This is a genomic window from Bacillus sp. UNC437CL72CviS29, assembly GCF_000482345.1.
Taxonomy (GTDB): Bacteria; Bacillota; Bacilli; order Bacillales; family Bacillaceae_G; genus Bacillus_A; species Bacillus_A arachidis.
In genome coordinates this window covers 1-20,489 of the sequence record NZ_AXVB01000034.1, presented here as the reverse complement: position 1 = coordinate 20,489, position 20,489 = coordinate 1, and the positions used below count along the sequence as shown (strand labels likewise).

Sequence of the window (20,489 nt, the reverse complement as noted above, 5' to 3'; positions counted from 1 at the left end):
GAAGCTTTCTACTCACAAAATCTAACAAAAGTATCCAACACAACTGTGCGAAAGACTGTGTTAGAATACATTCATTACTACAATTGTGTGCGAATTCAGGAAAAATTAAACTACCTACCCCCTAAAGAATATAAGGGACAGGTAGTTTAGGTGTTTTGATGTGTGTCCCATTTTCAGGGTTCACTTCACTTAGAAAACAGCTCTTTTTCATTTTACCTCGCTTTAACGGGTAGTAAGGCTCCCACTGATTAAAGTTTCACCTTATTATAATCCTAATGAAATATATTTAATTTCTAAATACTCTTCGATTCCAAAATAACCGCCTTCACGACCAATCCCACTTTCTTTAAATCCGCCAAATGGCGCTTGTGCAACAGATGGAAGTCCATCGTTTAAACCAATAATACCGTATTCTAATGCTTCACTAATTTGAAATGCTTGGCTAATGTCTTTTGTAAATACATAAGCCGCTAAGCCATACGGTGTGTTATTCGCACGCTCAATAACTTCTTCCACCGTTTCAAATTTCGCAACTGGTGCAACAGGACCAAATGTTTCTTCAGTCATACATAACATTGTGTCATTTGCGCCTCCAATGACAGTTGGCTCAATGAAATGGCCATTTAATTCTGTAAGTGTTTGGCCTCCATATAGAATTTCGCCGCCTTTTTTGATTGCATCTTCAATATGCTCCTGTACTTTTTCTACAGCATTCGCATCGATAAGTGGCCCTACAGTCGTACCTTCTCCAAATCCATCGCCTACTTTAAGCTGCCCTACTGCTTTTTGGAATTTTTCCGCGAATTCTGCATACACCCCTTCTTGCACAAATACGCGATTTGTACATATACATGTTTGTCCAGCATTACGGAATTTCGAACCAATTACTGCTTCTACCGCTTTATCTAAATCCGCATCGCTCATTACAATAAATGGAGCATGGCCACCTAGCTCAAGCGAAACTTTCTTCATTGTTTTCGCAGCTCCAGACATTAATTCTTTTCCGATTTCAGTTGATCCTGTAAATGAAACCTTTCTTACGCGTCCATCCTCCATCCAAGTATCAGCAATTGCCTTGGCGCTACCAGTGACAATATTTAAAACACCTTTTGGAATATCGGCTTCATGTGCAAGTTCAGCTAATTTCAATGCAGTTAACGGTGTTTGACTTGCAGGTTTTACAACTGCTGTGCAGCCTGCTGCAAGTGCTGGTGCCACTTTTCTTGTAATCATTGCAGCTGGAAAATTCCACGGTGTAATCGCCGCAATAACGCCTACAGGCTGCTTCGTTACTAAAATGCGTTTATTCGGATGAGAAGCTGGAATCATGTCCCCGTATACTCGTTTCCCTTCTTCCGCATACCACTCTACAAAACTATTCGCATAGTTCACTTCCCCAAGTGCTTCTGCAAATGGCTTCCCTTGTTCCTTTGTCATAATCGCCGCAATTTCTTCTTTGTTTTCATCAATTAATGTAAACCACTTTTTTAGTTTTTGCGCACGATCAGCTGCTGTTAATTTTGACCATGATTTAAAAGCTTCATGTGCAGCATCTACCGCCTGCTTTGCCTCAGTGACTCCGCCCTTTGGGACAGTTGCAAAGATTTCCTGCGTCGCCGGATTATTAATCTCAATTTGTTCCTGCAACTGAATCCATTCTCCATTTATATACATAGCTTTCTGCTCTAGATTTACATACGCCGCTTTCTTATTCACTATTTTCTTCCTCCTTTATATTCACTTCATTTTTTTCCATATTTCTATCATACTTTCAAAAAGGCGTTCGAACAAAGAAATACCCTCCAAAAAACTTTCATCCAAATGTCATTAGCCATCCTTATAGCTATATAAATCTACCTTGATTTTTCAACATATAAGTTACTGCCATGGGGTACGCAAAGTAACCTCTACCCGTTTTCTCCTCGACAAAAAAGATGCTGATGGTTTCTATGCATGAACAGGTACTCTCTCATCTAAAAAGAAAGATTATATACCTGCTTTCAATTTGTATTTATATAATTTCCTCTCCTATAAACTTCTTAATTTTCCTAGTTGCTGCAGACTGGCTTATTTTCAAAAACTCTGCTACTTTATAGCTTGATCCATATGTTTTATATGCTTTAAGGATAATATTCCGTTCTACTTCTTCCAACATTTTATAGAGACTTTGACCGGACTGCTCAACTGTTGACCCTTGCATAGATAATGGTAAGTCTTCTATCATGACAATATCATCTGCAGTAATAACAATCCTTTCAATTACATTTTCTATTTCTCTATTATTCCCTTCCCAAGGATACCCTACAAACATTTGTAAAGTACTAGGGGCCAATTTCACATCACGTCCATACTTTTCGTTAAAGTGATGTAAATAATGATAGACTAACGGTAAAATATCTTCTGTTCGCTCGCGAAGTGGAGGAATTTGAATCGGTATTACATTCAAACGATAGTATAAATCTTTTCGGAAAGTACCTTGTCTTACCATTTCAGCTAAATCTCTATTCGTAGCTGCCACAATACGAACATCTACTTTCTTTAGTTCCCTACCTCCTACTGCGCGGAATGTTTTTTCCTGCAGTACTTGTAACAGTTTGGCTTGAATTTCAAGCGGCATTTCACCGATTTCATCTAAGAAAAGAGTCCCTTTATGAGCTAGCTCTAAAATTCCTTTTTTTCCTTCACGATTTGCACCTGTAAATGAACCACCCGAATAGCCAAACAGTTCCGATTCGATTAAGTTTGTTGGCAATGCCGCACAATTAATTTCATAAAACATTTCATTTTTACGATGACTCACTTCATGTAAATGACGCACTAATCTACTTTTCCCGACTCCGGTTTCACCTAAAATAAGGACCGTACTATCTACCATAGATACTTTTTTGATTGTTGCGACTATTTTTTGCATAGCTACACTTTTAAAAATGAGCCCTTCATATTCATATGTTTCTCTTAACTCTTTCTTATATGTCTTTAACTGATTATCCATCTCCTCTACTTTTTTTCGTAATTGGTAGAGTTCAGTGAGATCACGAGAATAACTAATGACTCTTCGCAAATTCCCTTGTTCATCAAACACAGGCCTTGTACGGACGTGTAAATACTCTCCCGACTTTGTTGTCTGAACAAGTTCAATCGGCTTTTTCTTCTCAATTACTTCCAACGTTGCAGATGGATAAAAAATCCCTTCTTTTTGTAACTCTTTTACATGCTTACCTACTAACTCCTCGGCAGATAATTGATAGTGCCTTTCACATGTACTATTTACACGAACAACGGTTCCTTCCTCATCCGTAACAAAGATCTCATCAAATGCATATTCAAATACATCTTTTAAATCCATAAATGCTCGTTCCTTTTCTGCAACCATTCCAGCCACTCCTCAAATTCAGGTTCCATTGCTTCACTTTATTATCGCTTATATTTCATTATAAAGTGAAACTTGCATTTAAGGGAATTTTCTGTTTTTTCAAGAGACAAACTAGAATGGTCACAAATATGTTTTATATTCATTTTGATTTTCCAACATATACATCACTGTTACGAAAAACAAAACGTGGCCCGTGCTCATTTTTTCTCTTTATTTTCACTTAGTATGGGGCAAGAAGAGAACCTGACCGCTTCCATGCACGACAGATGCTCTCACCCCAAAAAAGAAAGGTTTTTATATCGTATTATTTACACACGAGCGATATCTGCTTGCTCATAACAAGCTTGCAAGGAATCTTCAATAATTGTAAGCCCTTCTTCTAATTGTTCATCTGTAATGACAAGTGGCATTAAGACACGAACTACATTCCCATACGTTCCAGCAGATAATAAGAGGAGTCCTCGTTTATTTGCTTCAGCACATAAATTTGCTGTTAATACTTTATCTGCTTCTTTCGTTGTACGATCTTTAACAAGTTCGAACGCACACATCGCCCCTAAACCACGTACATCACCAATACAGTTATATTTTTTCTTCATTTCTTCAAATCGATCCATTACAACTTTTCCTACATGTACAGCTCGATCATTTAATTTTTCTTTCTCTATAATATCCAAAACAGCTAATGCCGCAGCGCATCCTAATGGACTTCCAGCATATGTTCCACCAAGTTCCCCTGGTGCGGATTCATTCATAATTTCTTTTCGTCCAATAACACCACTAATTGGTACTCCTGCCCCTAATGATTTCGAAACAGTAATTAAATCTGGAACGACATCATAGTGATCTATTGCAAAGTATTTTCCCGTACGGCTAAAGCCTGTTTGAATTTCATCCGCTACAAATAAGATGCCATGCTCAGAGCAAAGACGACGTACTTCCTGTACGAACTTTTTACTTGGAACAATAAAGCCACCTTCACCTTGGACTGGCTCCATCACAACGGCCGCTATGCTTTCTGGTGCAACTTCTGATATTAAAAAGTTTTTAAACTCTTCAATAATAAAGTTATCGTATTGCTCATCTGTTAAGCCTTCTGGACGACGGTATTCATATGGGAATGGCGCTTTATATACTTCTGGTGCAAATGGACCAAATCCAAATTTATAAGGCTTTACTTTACTTGTCATCGTCATTGTCATCAAAGTGCGGCCGTGAAATCCTTTTGTAAAAGCAATAATTCCAGGGCGCTTCGTATATTTACGAGCAATTTTCACAGCATTTTCAACTGCTTCAGCACCACTATTTAAAAATAGTACTTGTTTTTCAAAATTTCCAGGAGCTAACGCAGCAAGCTTCTCTGCTAGTTCAATATATGGCTCATACATCATGACATTAAAGCCAGTATGAATATATTGATCTACTTGTTTATGAAGCGCCTCTTTCACAGCAGGGTGACAATGTCCTACATTAATTGTTCCAATTGCTCCCGCAAAATCGATAAATTGATTTCCATCTACATCTGTTACAAGCGCTCCATCTGCTGATTGTACAAATGTTGGAATTCCATTACTCACGCCCCTTGGTACGATATTTTGACGGCGTTCTAATAAAGAAGCTGCTTTCGGTCCTGGAATTTGTTCGTTTACTTTAGCAAATTTTGTATTCATCGTTTCTCCCATCCTTTTCTATGCTATGATTTTCTTTTTCTATATTGCAAGATGTATGCCAATTTAATGAATACAATAAACTTCTAGTTTTCTCAGGATTTCGACATAAAAAATAAGTCTATATCGACTCATTACGAGTCAATATAGACTTATTTTATTTATAGATTAGACTTTTCTCGTTCCCAAATAAGTTCTCCAGAATCAGAAATAAAATTACCGACAGAATCTAATATAATGTCTGCAAGTGGTGCTAATGTTTGACGATCACCCGTCCCAGAAAGAACACCAATTGCATAGCAAGCCCCGCTATTTTTCGCTAAATGTAAATCTGTTGGCGTATCCCCAACAACAACTACCTCCCTTGGAGATAACCCAAACTTTTCACAAAATGATTCTACAATTTGCTTGTCTGGCTTTTGGGCTGGAAATGTATCTGAAGCTACAATATAGTCAAAAAACGATTCTAAGTGACACTGCTTTAAAAAGAGGTCAGTCGGCGCCAAATCATCAGCTGTCACAATACCTAAAATAAATCCTTTATCTTTTAGTGTTTGTAAAACTCTTGGTAAATCTGCAGTCATTCTTATATGTGAACGGTGTTCGTACATAAGCTTAAATATTTTTTCACTTATCCAATGATGCATGTCACACTCTTCAACAGAAGATATATGTTTACAAAAGATTTGTGCTATATCAAGACTTGTTCCTGCTGCTAATGCACTATGTGGATTAACAAACGCTCCTTCAACACCAATTTCTTGTAAAAGAACGTCCTGTAGTGATGCAGGCAATTTGTATAATTGTATAAATTCAACTACAAGCTCTTCCGCTACCTTTATCCAAATAGAATGAAAATCCATTAATGTTCCATCTTTATCAAATAGTATCGCTCTTACTTTCTCCATAACACCCTACCTTTCTGCGCTTCTTACATTCAGTGTAACAAGTAAATGTGGATGTAGGATGAAAAAATTGTAAAAATACCATAAAAATCAAAACTACTCCCAATTTATGAAAATATTCCATGGGCACGCTCCTGTATGAATAATAAAAAGGATACCTTTATAAGGTATCCTCTTGATGCTTCGGAACAAATAGTTCTAGACAATGATATATATTTTCAAATTCCATTGGTGCATCCCCGCCATATTCACCATCTAAATTAATCATTAATTTATCTGGCGAATGAACTTTAATACGATTTGCCTGCGTATATAAAACCTTTGGATTATTAATATGCTCACCGCGCTGTGCTTGTGTTGCTGCTTTAATTAAATCAGCAATAGAGCCCTTCTTTAGCACTAATAAGTCAAATAAGCCATCGTTAATAGAGGCATATGGTGCAACCTTTTCAAATCCACCAACGGAGCGCGTATTCGTAATTAAAAACATCGTAATCTCTTCTTGCAATAGCTTTCCATCATACTCGATTTCAACATATGTTGGATGTAGTGACGGTAGCATTTCAATACCTTTTAAATAATATGCAAGTTGTCCTAATACCGTTTTCAACTTACTCGGTACTTCGTATGTTAATTCTGTAATACGTCCGCCGCCAGCAATGTTAATAAAATATGTATCGTTCGCTCTACCAAGGTCTAGCGGAACTGTATTACCTTCGCAAATAATATCAGCAGCCTCTTCAATAGAACGAGGCACACCAATTGCACGTGCAAAATCATTTGTCGTTCCAACTGGAATGATACCGAACTTTGGACGATGTTCATGCCCTACTAAACCATTTACGACTTCATTTAGCGTTCCATCACCACCTGCTGCAATGACAACATCAAACTTACGCTCTACCGCTTGCCTCGCTGCCACAGTCGCATCTCCTTGACCCGTTGTCGCATGACAAGATGTTTCATATCCAGCTTGTTCTAATTTTTGTAATACTTCTGGTAAGCTTTTTTTAAATAACTCACGACCAGAAGTAGGGTTATAAATTATTCTTGCTCGCTTCATCATTCATTAGCACAGGAATTTCCTTCTTTATGAAAAAAGAATACACCAAACTTTTATTCAGCGTTCCTATGCCTACCTCCTCTCATCTCCATATCCTTCTTTTAGCCCATTTAAAAGGACAAGTAAGAACCTAGGCTCTTATCACTTTACATCGACAATATATATCATTTCATTCTTCATAGTACTTTCTGTTTCTTGCATATAAAACAAGGAGTTAACAATTATCCATTATTTCACGAGATGAAAAAACTCTCTATGTCTAGATTTATCATTATTTCCACCTTTTTGCAACTATCATACCATAGTTGCTATACAAACATTTTTTCACTTTTGTCAGTTAATCAAACGTTTGTTTAAATAATTTCTGAATTTAAACAAACGTTTGATTAACTCAGAAAAAACACCCAAATATGGGTGCTTTCTCTGTTTAATCTTTGTTGTTTAATAACTTCTTGATTCTAAGAGCTAAGCTATCTCGTTATTAGCGTTTATTGATTTCTTCTAACAAGATTTTGTTAACAAGTGGTGGATTAGCTTGTCCTTTTGTTGCTTTCATAATTTGACCAACTAAGAAGCCAATCGCACGATCCTTACCGTTTTTGAAGTCTTCAATAGATTGTTCATTATTATCAAGAATTTCAGTTACAACCTTACGAAGTGTACCTTCGTCAGAAATTTGAACAAGACCTTTCGCTTTAACGATTTCTTCTGGGTCTCCACCTTTTTCAATTAACTCGTTAAATACTTTTTTCGCGATTTTAGACGAAATTGTACCTTTTTCAATTAATTGAATCATTTTAGATAGACCAGCTGGTGTTAATGCTACGTCTTTTAATTCTTTTTGTTGTTTGTTTAAGTATGCAAGTACCTCACCCATTAACCAGTTCGATGTTAACTTCGCATCTGCACCGTCCACAATTGTTGCTTCAAAGAAATCAGACATCTCTTTTGTTAATGTTAATACATGTGCATCGTAAGCTGGTAAACCAAGCTCTTCAACATAGCGTACTTTACGAGCATCTGGAAGTTCAGGGATAGAAGCACGAACTTCTTCTTTCCACTCATCGTCAATGTAAAGCTCAACTAAGTCTGGCTCTGGGAAGTAACGGTAATCGTCAGATCCTTCTTTTACACGCATTAAGATTGTTTTCTTCGTTGCTTCATCATAACGACGTGTTTCTTGTTGAATGATACCACCAGATAATAGTTCTTTTTCTTGACGAGCTTGTTCAAACTCAAGACCTTTTTGTACATAAGTGAATGAGTTTAAGTTTTTAAGCTCTGCTTTTGTACCAAACTTCTCTTGCCCTACTGGACGAAGGGAGATGTTTGCATCACAGCGAAGGGAACCTTCTTCCATCTTACAATCAGATACGCCTGTATATTGAATGATGGATTTTAATTTTTCTAAGTATGCATATGCTTCTTCTGGCGTACGCATATCCGGCTCAGATACGATTTCGATTAATGGCATACCTTGACGGTTGTAGTCTACTAATGAGTATCCTTCACCTGTATGCGTTGATTTACCTGCATCTTCTTCTAAATGAAGACGTGTAATACCGATACGTTTCTTTTTACCGTCTACTTCAATTTCAATCCAACCATTCTCTCCAATTGGCTTATCAAATTGAGAGATTTGGTATGCTTTTGGATTATCTGGATAGAAATAATTTTTACGATCAAACTTCGTTTCTGTTGCGATCTCACAGTTTAATGCCATTGCAGCTTTCATTGCAAAGTTAACAGCTTCTTTATTTAAAGTCGGAAGTACCCCAGGGTATCCTAAATCAATTACACTTGTTTGTGTATTTGGATCCGCTCCGAATTCTGTTGGACTCGCAGAGAAAATTTTCGAATTTGTTTTTAACTCAACGTGAACCTCTAAACCAATAATTGTTTCAAAATTCATCTATGCTCGCCTCCTTACAGACTTGCTTTTTTTGTATGATAATCTGTTGCTTGCTCAAACGCATGTGCAACGCGGTAAATTGTTGCTTCATCAAAGTGTTTACCGATAATTTGTAAACCAAGTGGCATGTTGTTTGCACCGAATCCACATGGAACAGAAATTGCTGGAACACCCGCTAAGTTGACTGGGATTGTTAAAATGTCATTTGCATACATTGTCATTGGATCATCAATCTTTTCGCCTACTTTGAACGCTGGAGTTGGCGTTGTTGGTCCAATAATAACATCGTAATTAGCAAATACATTGTCAAAGTCATTTTTAATTAATGTACGTACTTGTTGTGCTTTTTTGTAATATGCATCATAGTAACCAGAGCTAAGCGCAAATGTACCAAGCATAATACGGCGTTTTACTTCGTCACCGAAGCCTTCACTACGCGTATTTTTGTAAAGGTCCATTAAGTTATTCACATTATCAGAACGAACGCCATAGCGTACGCCATCAAAGCGTGAAAGGTTAGCAGACGCTTCAGAAGAAGAAATTAAGTAGTACGTTGCTAATGCATATTTAGAGTGTGGAAGAGATACTTCCTCCCAAGTCGCTCCCATGCCTTCTAATACTTTTAAAGCAGCTAGTACTGACTCACGAGCTTCTTCGCCAACACCTTCGCCTAAATATTCTTTTGGTACAGCGATACGTAAACCTTTTACATCGCCTGTTAAACCAGCTAAATAGTTGCCTACTTCAATATTTGCAGAAGTTGCATCCATGCGGTCAATACCTGAAATCGCTTGTAATAAGTATGCATTATCTTCTACTGTACGTGTAATTGGTCCGATTTGGTCAAGTGAAGATGCGAATGCAACTAAACCATAACGAGATACGCGTCCATAAGTTGGTTTTAAACCTACAACACCGCAATATGCAGCTGGTTGACGGATAGAACCACCTGTATCAGAACCTAAAGAGAATAATACTTCGCCTGCCGCTACTGCTGCTGCAGAACCACCACTAGACCCACCTGGAACGTAATCTAAATTCCATGGGTTTTTCGTAGCATAGAAACCTGAGTTTTCATTTGAAGAACCCATTGCGAACTCATCCATATTTAATTTACCAATAGTAATTGTGTCAGCTGCTTTTAGCTTTTGCACAACTGTCGCATCATAAATTGGATCGAAGTTTGCTAATATTTTGCTCGCACAAGTTGTACGAAGGCCATTTGTTACAATGTTGTCTTTCACACCGATTGGCATACCAAATAGTAAACCATTATCTTCAGCACCAATTTTCGCATCTAATTCTTTCGCTTTCACGCGTGCATTTTCTTCATCTAATGTAAGAAAAGCTTTTACGTTGTCTTCAACATCCGCAATACGTTTGTATGATTCATCTACTAAATCCGTAACGGAAATTTCTTTGCTGTTTAATTTCTTATGTAACTCTGATACAGAATGATCAAATAATGACATCGAAATTCCCCTCCTCTATTCTAATACTGCTGGAACACGGATTTGATTATCTTTGTGATCCGGTGCATTTTTTAATACTTCTTCAACTGGTAAACCTTTTTCTGGTACATCTTCACGCATAATATTTCTCATATTTAATACGTGAGTTGTTGGTTTTACATTTGTTGTATCTAATTCATTTAACTGTTCTGCAAATGTAACAATTGCATCGAGTTGTTTTTGAAATTTTTCTGCCTCTTGATCTGTAATTGCAAGACGTGCTAAATGCGCTACATGCTTTACATTTTCAACGGAAATTCTTGACACGGCTAGGCCACCTCCATAATATATCGTTCAATCTACAATACTATTGATGATACCAAATTTTCAGTACTTCAAGCAAGTCAACACGCGGCACTTACAGTATTTTTACATAAAAAAAGAAAGGCTTCTGCCTTTCTTCGTACATTACTCTTTATCTGACGGCTTGCTTTTGGGAAATCTTTCATTATCTTCTTCATTATCACGAATTGTTTTTTGTAACACAAAACATGACATTGTTAAAAATAATGTACCTATTAAATAGTACCCTTTTACACTAAGCGTTTCATCTAATGTATAAATACCAATTAACATACCTGAAAGTGCGCAAACAAACGAAGTCCATGCTAAAAATGTAAACGCTTGCGTATTTCTCCTTCTCATTGTTCTCCCCCTCGTAGCTGCATATTAATTATAGGTGATTATATTACTGTTATGGGTTTTTATGTAAAATATACTGATCTATCACAATTATTTTCTATTATAAAGTTTATTTTTTATTTAATCTGAAAAAAACAAAATATAGATTTGACATTTATTTCAAACATGCATACAATAAAAATAAATATTACGAATCTCGAAATATACGGGAGTGGAAATAATTGTTGCAATATGAACATTTTTTAGATTTACTGCTAGATAACGCCAAGAAGCTTTTCTATCCAGAAGAATGGGTGAGCCTTGATTTATCACTTTCTAAAACGGAGGTATTCTGTCTCTTATGGATGGAGCGAAATAAAGATATTACGATGACAAAAATTACTGAGCTTCTTGATATTCCAATGAGTACAACAACAGGTGTTGTAAATCGTCTTGTCAAAAAAGGATATATTGAGCGCTATCGAAATGAAAGTGATCGACGTATCGTATTAATTCGCTTAACAGAAGCAGGTATGTTACTCGTTCAAGAAGTGAAACAAAACGCAGCTCATTACTTTAATCTTGTGACAGGAGCATTATCAGAAGAAGAAAAGGCATTCTTACTGCAAATCTTCCAAAAGATTATGAATCACGTCGCTACGTCACAACAAAAACAGGTCGAAAAGCTTTCTACACCTAACATGAAAAACATTCCGATCGAATAAAGCCCTTTATGGGTTTTTATTCAAAAATATATTTCGACACTCGTAATATTCGACAATCGAAACAAAGGGGATATAAATATGAGAATTATTTTGTATACAGGTAAAGGCGGCGTAGGAAAAACTAGCATTTCAGCAGCAACAGCTCTTCAAAGTGCCAAACAAGGGCTAAAAACATTAGTCATGAGTACAGACCCAGCTCATAGCTTAGGAGATTCATTCGGCATAAAATTATCTTCCGAACCACAAGAAATTCGTGAAAATTTATGGGCGCAAGAAATCAATACTATTTATGAAATGGAAAAAGGCTGGAGAAAATTACAAAAGTATATTACATTGCTGTTCACATCAAAAGCAGCTGACGATATTACAACTGAGGAATTAACGATGTTCCCAGGTATGGAAGACTTAATTAGTTTACTCCGTGTACTCGATTACTATAAACAAAAAACATATGATGTCATCATTATTGACTGTGCACCAACGGGAGACACGCTAGCTATGTTAAGCTTTCCTGATATGCTTGGTTGGTGGATGGAAAAACTCTTCCCGATTAAAAGAAAAGTTTTAAAAGTTGTCCGTCCTGTTGCACAACCGCTCCTCGGCGTCCCACTCCCTACTGATGATATTATGGATGAATTAACGAATACACTTGAACAGCTAGGGGAAATGCGGGATATTTTATCCAATCGAGAAGTAACGAGCATTCGCGTTGTTGTAAATCCAGAAAAAATGGTTATTAAAGAAGCACAGCGTAGTTTCACCTATTTAAATTTATATGATTATAACGTCGATGCCATCATGATTAACCGTGTCATCCCTGATACTGTTACTGACTCCTACTTCCAAGCATGGAAAGATGCCCAAAAGAAATATAAAGCACTTATCCAAGATAGCTTTCAACCACTTCCTATTTATGAAGCTCCAATGTTCGAACAAGAAGTAATTGGATTACCTATGCTAGAGCGTGTAGGAGATGCCTTGTTCAAAGATGATGCAGAACCAACCGCCGTAAAATTTAACGGGCGTACACAATATGTAAAAAAAGATGGAGATGCATATATTTTTGTTCTCTCTATTCCATTCTCAGATAAAAGTGAGCTTTCTTTAAATCAAAAAGGTGATGAACTCATCATTCGCGCAGGCTCTGTTAAACGAAACATTACATTACCCAAAACATTAACGCACTTATCCGTTCAAGGTGCAAAATTTGAAGGGGATGTATTAAACATTCGCTTTGGAGGTGCTGTTCATGCGTGAGGATTTACTAAGAAAAGCAATTCGTACAAAGGTGGAAGTTGGAATGTATATCATGAATGAATTACCTACTCCGGTTCAGCAATCTGCAAAGAAAGTGCTAAGTATTTTACAAGAAGAGCTTTCTTCTTGTATGCAAAAAACAACGAGACCTACAACTAGTAACTTAAAGAACATTACCATTGAATAAATACAATAATTGATCAAATAAAAAAGACCAGGAATTTCCCTGGTCTTTTCATCTTACCTAACAAACATTGGATTTTATGATATACAGAATTGGAAGATACAAAATTAGGGTATCGTCTGTTAAGTATGATTATATGTCGAACGAGCTAACAACGGAGGGGTTCCTACAGTTAGTCCGTTTAACCCCATATTATTTTACGATTTTCTCTAACTCTTCCAGTGAAAGATTTACTGCTATTGAACCATCTTTTGTTTCTTTCTTAATTGCGTCTATTACTTCTTTTGAATGGTACAATTCAATCACTTTTTTGATCGTTGGATCATCTTTATCTTTCGTACGAGCTGCGAAAATATTAATATATGGTTTCGCATTTTCGTTTTTTGGATCTTCTAAGAAGATAGGGTCTTTCACTGGGTCTAAACCAGCTTGACCCGCAACACCATTATTAATAACTGAAGCTGCCACATCTTTTAATACACGGGGTGTTTGCTGTGCAATTACTGGTGTAATCTTTAGCTTTTTCGGATTTTCAGCAATACCACTTGAATCTCCAAATAGTCCAAAGTCTTTCTTCAATTTTAATAATCCAGCTGCATCAAGAAGTTTCAATGCACGTGCTTGGTTCGTTGGATCATTTGGAATTGCAATTTCTGAACCCTCTGGAATTTCATTTGGCTTTTTATACTTTTCAGAGAATAATCCCATTGGCGCAATCTGTGTTGTACCAACGGCTGTAATATCTAACTTATGCTCCTTTTTAAATTGCTCTAAGAAAGCAATATGTTGGAATGAGTTCAATTCTATATCACCGTCAGCTAATGCTTTATTTGGTGTTGTATAATCAGAGAACTCCACAAGTTTAATTTTAATCCCTTCTTTTTCAGCTTTCTTCTGAAGAATAGTCCAAGCGTCTCCATCCGTTCCTGTTACACCGATACGAACTACTTTTTCTTTTCCTTTTGCCCCTGTATCTTCACTTGAGCATCCACTTAAAGCTGTAATTCCTACAATTGTTGATAATGCAAATGCTAATAGTTTCTTCATGCTTCTCTTCCCCTTTTCGTTTTATGATCTACGTAAAAATACTTTTGAAAAGTAGTTTCCTAAGTTTTGAGCCAATTGCACAAGAATAATAAGTAATATAACTGTCACGAACATAACAGATGTATCAAAACGTTGATAACCATATGTCATTGCTAAATCACCAAGACCACCACCGCCAACAAGGCCGGCAACTGCCGAAAATTCAATTAAACCAACTGTCATAAACGTAATCCCTAAAATTAATGGTGCTACTGCTTCTGGAACAAGAATTTCGAAAACAATTCTTAGTGGTGATGCTCCCATAGCTTGCGCTGCTTCAATCACGCCTTTTGGAACTGAAACAAGATTTGTTTCTACCATTCTTGCAATTCCAATTGATGCAACCAGTGTCATTGGAAAAATTGCTGCCGCCGTTCCAATTGTTGTTCCAATAACAGTTCTTGTTATTGGACTTAAAGTTACTAAAAAGATAATAAATGGAATTGGACGAATCGTATTAATAACAATATTAAGAATAGAAAAGACCAGCTTGTTTTCTAAAAAGTTTCCTTTTCTTGTTACATATAAAAGTAAACCTAGAGGTATACCAAGTATTACAGCGAATATAAGGGTTACAATTACCATCAAAAGGGTATCCCCTGCCGCATCTAAAATCCGAGGCCAAAATATACTCCAATCAACTCGCATGGGCTTCAACCTCCTTCAATTGTACTTGCACTCTTAGATGTTGCAGCGCTTTTTGAATTTCTTTCTGTTCTCCTTGTAGTTCTACAAGAAGGTTTCCGAATAAAACATTTTGTAGTTCTATAATATTTCCATAGAGTACATTTACATCCACATTATAATTTTTAGCAATATACGATAATACAGGTTGCCCCGTCTCTTCACCAGTGAATGTTAAGCGATAAATCCTTCCTCCATTTTGAATTTTTGTCAACACACTTTTTGGTAAGTGATCATTAATAACAGAGCGCACAAAATTTTGCGTTGTCTTCGTTTTAGGTTTCGTAAAGACATCGAATAATGTTCCCTCTTCAATTACTTTTCCTTTTTCCATAACGGCTACACGGTGGCAAATTTCTTTCACAACGTGCATTTCATGTGTAATAAGAAGGATTGTTAAATTATATTCTCGATTCACTTTCTTTAATAAATTTAGAATTTCTGTCGTTGTTTCTGGATCTAACGCTGATGTGGCCTCATCACAAATGAGAATATCTGGCGATGTTGCAAGCGCTCTTGCAATTCCAACACGTTGTTTTTGACCACCTGATAGCTGTTCTGGATAATAGTTTGCCTTATCTTCTAAACCTACAAACTTTAGCAATTCATTTACTCGTTCTTTTATTTCATTTTTCGGTACTTTCGCCAATTTTAATGGATAAGCAACATTCCCAAAAACAGTTCTTGAATTAAATAGATTAAAACTTTGAAAAATCATCCCAATTCTTTGTCTTAGTTTTCGTAATTCTTTCGTTGTTAACGATGTAATATCTTTATCATCTATTGAAATGGTTCCCTCAGTTGGTCTTTCTAGCATGTTTACTAGACGTAACAATGTACTTTTTCCAGCTCCACTAAAACCGGTAATGCCAAAAATTTCCCCCTTTCCAATCGACAGTGTTACATCTTCTACCGCATGAACAGGTTTCCCACCAGATTCATATACTTTGCTTACATTGTTAAAAGAAATCATCTTCTTCCCTCCTATATGCTGAAACAACTTGAAGTAGAGCCTTGAGGTAAAATAAAAAGTGCTCTCCTCCTTATCCATAATAAAAATAAGAAGAAGAGCACTTATATACTCATTCACATCTTCTCATCTTCCAAGCTTCTAAGAGCTTGCTGGAATTAGCACGGTATTAAATAACCCGTTGCTGAGGTATCACAGGGCCAGTCCCTCCACCTCTCTGGATAAGAGTGTATCAATTTAATTGTCGTTTAATTAAGTCCCATTATAAAACTCTGAAAAGTAAGAGTCAACAAAAATATCAGAAAATAACAACTTTATTTTTCATCAGGATTATGGAAAGGAAAATATCCGCTGCTAATTGAATAACATTACATGAATAAGAAATAAAACGGAGGACGATAACTGATATGAAAACAGCCCTTTTACTCGTCGATATTCAAAATGATTATTTTCCAAATGGTAAGATGGAACTACGTGGTGCCGCTGAAGCTAGCGAGTATGCAAGTCAGCTACTTCAGCATTTTCGAGAAGTGAACCAACCTATTTTTCATATCCAACATGTATCTATTAAAGAAACTGCTACCTTTTTTCTTCCGAATACAGAAGGTGTTCACATTCATGAAAATGTTCGCCCCTTAAAGAATGAAACTGTTATTCTCAAACACTATCCAAACAGTTTTCGGGAAACTGGCCTGCTAGAGCAATTGCAGAACTTAGAAATTGAACATGTTATTATATGTGGGATGATGACTCATATGTGTATTGATGCCACAGTAAGAGCTGCTTTTGATTTCGGTTTTCGTTGCACTGTTGTACATGATGCATGTGCAACAAAAGATCTCCTCTTTAAAAATGCTACGATTCCCGCTGTCTATATCCATAATACAATTTTAGCAAGTTTAAATGACCTATATGCAAATGTTATGAGTACCGAAGAGCTTTTAAGTTTTAGGAACTCCATCTGAAACAAAAGATTATGTCTGTAAAGTGAAACTTTAATCAGTGGTGGGGGTTCTTGATCCCCCGCCTATCTCTGAATCCTAAGGTGGGGGTCTTACTTCCCGTTAAGGCGGGATAAAGACATGATCTTTTATACTATTATTCACAGGTTACCATAACTTGAAGTCTCTCAAACTCGCTTTCCTCTTCACCTTATTTTTCCCTATACCTCTTACTCTAATCAACTGATTCTTTAATTTCTCTTCATATAGCAGACCTGCAACATTTACATCCGCTTGATCCGAACTTCTATTGAACTCAACTTTTAAAGATTTAGGAAGTGTATCAAATTACAGCTTAACATTACCGCTTTATGTATTACACTCTACCTCTCCTTGCGAACTACGACCTTACTATTTGTTATAAGTTACACCTGCTAAAAAATAAAAAAACACTACTTTCAGTGAGCAAGACTGAAAGCAGTGTTCTCTTGTCTAACCATAGATTTTCTTTCAAATTGAATTATACAGGAAATTCAAAAAAATAATACAGAAAAATATGACGAATGAATTAATTTTTTTAGCACTTTTGTTCCTTTTCACTCTCTTACACTTTATTAAAGCAAAATAGTTGTTTTCTAATCGGAATCTTTCTTACATGAAAAAGGCTCTCCCCATTATAGGAAGGCCTTTTCATCTATTTCTTATAAAGTTTCAGAAGTAGTTTTTGCTTGCATGTGAAGTGCTAAGTAGTCAGGTCCGCCTGCTTTAGAATCTGTACCAGACATGTTAAAGCCACCGAATGGTTGGTAACCTACGATTGCACCAGTACATCCACGGTTGAAGTATAAGTTACCAACGTGGAAGTCTTCACGTGCTTTTTCGATATGTTCACGGTTGTTAGAGACAACTGCTCCTGTTAAACCGTATTCTGTATTGTTTGCAATTGCAAGTGCATGATCAAAGTCTTTTGCTTTACAGAATGCTACTACTGGTCCGAAGATTTCTTCTTTCATTAAGCGAGCATCTTCTGCAACGTCAGCAACGATTGTTGGTTGGATGAACCAGCCTTTAGAATCATCACCTTCGCCACCAGCTACTACTTTACCTTCTTCTTTCCCAATTGCAACATAGCTCATTACTTTATCAAATGCAGCTTGATCATTAACTGGTCCCATGTTCATGCCTTTTTCAGCTGGGTTACCTACAGTTAATTCTTTTGTTAATTCAACAGCACGATTTAATACGTGATCGTATACATCTTCGTGGATTACTGCACGAGAGCAAGCAGAACATTTTTGTCCTGAGAATCCAAATGCTGATGCAACGATAGATTTAGCAGCTAATTCAAGATCTGCTTCTTTATCAACAACGATTGTATCTTTACCGCCCATTTCAGCGATAACGCGTTTTAACCAAATTTGACCTGGATTTACTTTTGCTGCGCGCTCGTAAATACGAATACCTACATCGCGTGATCCAGTAAAGCTAATGAAACGTGTACGAGGGTGGTCTACTAAGTAGTCACCAACTTCAGATCCACTACCAGGGATGAAGTTTACAACGCCTGCTGGTAAGCCTGCTTCTTCTAAAACTTCCATAAACTTCGCTGCTACTACAGGTGTTGTGCTAGCTGGCTTTAGTAATACTGTGTTACCAGAAACTAATGCAGCTGTTGTCATACCTGCCATAATTGCGAATGGGAAATTCCAAGGAGAAATAATTACACCTACTCCTAATGGAATGTAAGAGAAACGATTATATTCAATTGGACGGCTTTCTACTGGAATACCGTCTTTTAATTTTAACATTTGACGACCATAATATTCCATAAAGTCGATTGCTTCTGCTGTATCAGCATCTGCCTCATTCCATGGTTTACCTGCTTCTTTTACAAGAATAGCAGAGAACTCATGTTTTCTACGACGAACGATTGCTGCAGCACGGAATAAAATGTCTGCACGCATTTCTGGTTTTGACTTTCTCCAAGTTTGGAATGTTTCATCCGCAACTTGCATTGCTTTTTCAGCTAATTCACGGCTTGCTTTTGAAACACTACCTACAACTTCTTCTTTATTTGCAGGGTTTACAGAAACGATTTTCTCGTCTGTAGTGATCTTTTCTCCCCCGATAATTAATGGATAGTCTTGTCCAAGATAAGATTCAACTTTCTTTAAACCTTCTTCAAACGCTAACTTGTTAGCCTCTACTGAAAAATCTGTAAATGGCTCATGTTTGTATGCTACTACCATTCTTTTTAGCCTCCCCTTAGAAAAACGTTTACATTTTACAACATTATTCTACACGATAATTTAGATTTATTCAAATATTCCTAGACTTATATTTTAAAAATTAATTAATTTTTAAAATATAATAAATAAAAAAAAAGCTTCACACGTACGTATGAAGCTAAATAATATGAACATACTCCATAATATTTTTTCCAATTAATAAAATTGTTACTAGTAAAAATAAAGTACGAACATACCCAACACCTTTTTGCACAGCAAACTTTGATCCTAAATATGCTCCTAAAATCATAGATAATCCCATAATAATACCGTATTCAAAATGAATAATGTCTAAAAATAAAAATGTAATTAAAGATACAATATTACTAACAAAATTCAAAACTTTCCCAGACGCAGCTGCTCGAATAAAATCCAAACCAATTAATAAAAATGCAAAAATTAAAAAAGATCCTGTTCCCGGTCCGAAAAAACCATCATAAAATCCTATAATTAAAATAACGAAGTAAAACATTAATGCTTTTCCTTTTGTCATCTTTTTATAGGTCGAAACACTTCCCCAATCCTTTTTTGCAATAATATAAATCGCAATAAATACCAACATTACCAGTACAAGCGGACGCAAAATATCTGGTGGAATAAATTTTACTACTAAAGCTCCTATAATGGCCCCAATAATAGTTAACGGGATTAACTTTCCCACTATACGAAAATCAACCTTCTTTGAACGAATAAAATAAACTGTACTTGTTAATGATCCCATTGTCGAAGCTAACTTATTTGTAGCGATTGCCGAAGCTGGTGGTAATCCTACAAACATAAGTGCAGGAAGTGAAATGAGTCCCCCTCCTCCAACAACTGAATCAATAAATGCAGCCAAAAAACCAAAAGCAACGAGTAATACAACAATCTGTAGACTTAACTCATCCATGTCTTTTCTCCTTACCCCTTTTTGTTCATAACATTAGAAATTATAACAAAATTACAGAAGAAAAAAAGCCGTTCCAGAATGAAGTGACCCCTAAAAGTTAGACACGGTTATTTCATTAGGCAGCTTGATAAAAGTGAGTCCGGTATTGTACCGGGCTCATTTTTAATTTTGCCTTTATCCGTTTGGTATTATAATAATCTATATATTTTTCTAATTCTATTTTGAAATGCTCTACACTTTCAAACTCTTTTATGTAGAGAAATTCAGACTTCATGATTCCAAAGAAATTCTCCATTACTGCGTTGTCGTAACAGTTGCCTTTACGAGACATACTTTGTACGATACCTCTTTCTTGTAATGCGTGACGGTACTGTTTCATTTGATAATGCCAACCTTGATCTGAATGCATCAAT

The 20,489-nt window shown here is 36.4% G+C and carries 20 protein-coding genes and 1 riboswitch; of the genes, 5 read left to right on the top strand and 15 right to left on the bottom strand.

Translation table 11 applies throughout. From position 1 onward, the window contains the following. The coding region (locus M014_RS28755; RefSeq protein WP_155924356.1) for an IS3 family transposase at positions 1-150 on the top strand (150 nt) is incomplete at its 5' end. Between the two features lie 114 nt (positions 151-264). Here the strand turns inward: M014_RS28755 and M014_RS0120295 are convergent. The 9 genes from M014_RS0120295 to M014_RS0120255 form a co-directional block, all read right to left on the bottom strand. Beyond that, the gene (locus M014_RS0120295) at positions 265-1,716 is read right to left on the bottom strand and encodes an NAD-dependent succinate-semialdehyde dehydrogenase (RefSeq protein ID WP_026593330.1); all 1,452 of its coding nucleotides are present in this window, start codon (positions 1,714-1,716) and stop codon (positions 265-267) included. 295 nt (positions 1,717-2,011) lie between these two features. Beyond that, complete coding sequence (locus M014_RS0120290) at positions 2,012-3,373, bottom strand: sigma-54 interaction domain-containing protein (protein WP_026593329.1); 1,362 nt, start codon at positions 3,371-3,373, stop codon at positions 2,012-2,014. 308 nt (positions 3,374-3,681) lie between these two features. After that, positions 3,682-5,043, bottom strand: coding sequence for a 4-aminobutyrate--2-oxoglutarate transaminase (gabT, locus tag M014_RS0120285; RefSeq protein ID WP_026593328.1), 1,362 nt, complete (start codon positions 5,041-5,043; stop codon positions 3,682-3,684). 158 nt (positions 5,044-5,201) lie between these two features. Continuing rightward, positions 5,202-5,948, bottom strand: a complete 747-nt coding sequence (locus M014_RS0120280) for an HAD family hydrolase (RefSeq protein ID WP_026593327.1) — start codon at positions 5,946-5,948, stop codon at positions 5,202-5,204. Positions 5,949-6,105: 157 nt separating this feature from the next. Continuing rightward, positions 6,106-7,011, bottom strand: coding sequence for a diacylglycerol kinase (locus M014_RS0120275; RefSeq protein ID WP_026593326.1), 906 nt, complete (start codon positions 7,009-7,011; stop codon positions 6,106-6,108). A 478-nt stretch (positions 7,012-7,489) separates the two neighbouring features. After that, positions 7,490-8,920: an Asp-tRNA(Asn)/Glu-tRNA(Gln) amidotransferase subunit GatB gene (gene gatB, locus M014_RS0120270; RefSeq protein ID WP_026593325.1), complete on the bottom strand. Its 1,431-nt coding sequence runs from the start codon at positions 8,918-8,920 to the stop codon at positions 7,490-7,492. Between the two features lie 14 nt (positions 8,921-8,934). Further along, positions 8,935-10,392, bottom strand: a complete 1,458-nt coding sequence (gene gatA, locus M014_RS0120265) for an Asp-tRNA(Asn)/Glu-tRNA(Gln) amidotransferase subunit GatA (RefSeq protein WP_026593324.1) — start codon at positions 10,390-10,392, stop codon at positions 8,935-8,937. Positions 10,393-10,407: 15 nt separating this feature from the next. Continuing rightward, the gene (gene gatC, locus M014_RS0120260; RefSeq protein ID WP_026593323.1) at positions 10,408-10,698 is read right to left on the bottom strand and encodes an Asp-tRNA(Asn)/Glu-tRNA(Gln) amidotransferase subunit GatC; all 291 of its coding nucleotides are present in this window, start codon (positions 10,696-10,698) and stop codon (positions 10,408-10,410) included. A gap of 141 nt (positions 10,699-10,839) precedes the next feature. After that, positions 10,840-11,076: a YiaA/YiaB family inner membrane protein gene (locus M014_RS0120255; protein WP_026593322.1), complete on the bottom strand. Its 237-nt coding sequence runs from the start codon at positions 11,074-11,076 to the stop codon at positions 10,840-10,842. Between the two features lie 218 nt (positions 11,077-11,294). Between M014_RS0120255 and M014_RS0120250 the strand changes: the two genes are divergently transcribed. From M014_RS0120250 to M014_RS0120240, 3 genes are all read left to right on the top strand, one after another. Beyond that, the gene (locus M014_RS0120250) at positions 11,295-11,777 is read left to right on the top strand and encodes a MarR family winged helix-turn-helix transcriptional regulator (protein ID WP_026593321.1); all 483 of its coding nucleotides are present in this window, start codon (positions 11,295-11,297) and stop codon (positions 11,775-11,777) included. Positions 11,778-11,855: 78 nt separating this feature from the next. Then, entirely contained in the window at positions 11,856-13,034 is a 1,179-nt protein-coding gene (locus M014_RS0120245) for an ArsA family ATPase (RefSeq protein ID WP_026593320.1), read from the top strand. Next, a complete protein-coding gene (locus tag M014_RS0120240; protein WP_026593319.1) occupies positions 13,027-13,221 on the top strand; it encodes a DUF3926 domain-containing protein in 195 nt (64 codons plus the stop codon). Before M014_RS0120245 ends, M014_RS0120240 begins: the two co-directional genes overlap by 8 nt. Before the next feature lie 189 nt (positions 13,222-13,410). On the opposite strand, the gene M014_RS0120235 is transcribed toward M014_RS0120240, so the two are convergent. From M014_RS0120235 to M014_RS0120225, 3 genes are read right to left on the bottom strand one after another with little or no spacing between them, the layout of a single operon-like run. Further along, entirely contained in the window at positions 13,411-14,265 is an 855-nt protein-coding gene (locus M014_RS0120235; protein WP_026593318.1) for a MetQ/NlpA family ABC transporter substrate-binding protein, read from the bottom strand. A gap of 21 nt (positions 14,266-14,286) precedes the next feature. Next, a complete protein-coding gene (locus M014_RS0120230) occupies positions 14,287-14,952 on the bottom strand; it encodes a methionine ABC transporter permease (protein WP_026593317.1) in 666 nt (221 codons plus the stop codon). Then, positions 14,942-15,961 (bottom strand): methionine ABC transporter ATP-binding protein, encoded by a 1,020-nt coding sequence (locus tag M014_RS0120225; RefSeq protein WP_026593316.1) that lies wholly within the window; start codon positions 15,959-15,961, stop codon positions 14,942-14,944. The genes M014_RS0120230 and M014_RS0120225 overlap by 11 nt, the downstream gene beginning before the upstream one ends. 120 nt (positions 15,962-16,081) lie before the next feature. After that, positions 16,082-16,186: riboswitch (SAM riboswitch) on the bottom strand. A gap of 179 nt (positions 16,187-16,365) precedes the next feature. On the opposite strand from M014_RS0120225, the gene M014_RS0120220 reads away from it, so the two are divergent. Further along, positions 16,366-16,923, top strand: a complete 558-nt coding sequence (locus M014_RS0120220; protein WP_026593315.1) for a cysteine hydrolase family protein — start codon at positions 16,366-16,368, stop codon at positions 16,921-16,923. Between the two features lie 677 nt (positions 16,924-17,600). Here M014_RS0120220 and pruA read toward each other — a convergent pair. The 3 genes from pruA to M014_RS0120205 form a co-directional block, all read right to left on the bottom strand. Beyond that, entirely contained in the window at positions 17,601-19,148 is a 1,548-nt protein-coding gene (gene pruA / locus M014_RS0120215; protein ID WP_026593314.1) for an L-glutamate gamma-semialdehyde dehydrogenase, read from the bottom strand. Between the two features lie 157 nt (positions 19,149-19,305). Then, a complete protein-coding gene (locus M014_RS0120210) occupies positions 19,306-20,076 on the bottom strand; it encodes a TSUP family transporter (RefSeq protein WP_026593313.1) in 771 nt (256 codons plus the stop codon). Positions 20,077-20,191: 115 nt separating this feature from the next. Beyond that, positions 20,192-20,489: IS3 family transposase (locus M014_RS0120205; RefSeq protein ID WP_026593312.1), on the bottom strand; the 298-nt coding region annotated here is incomplete at its 5' end.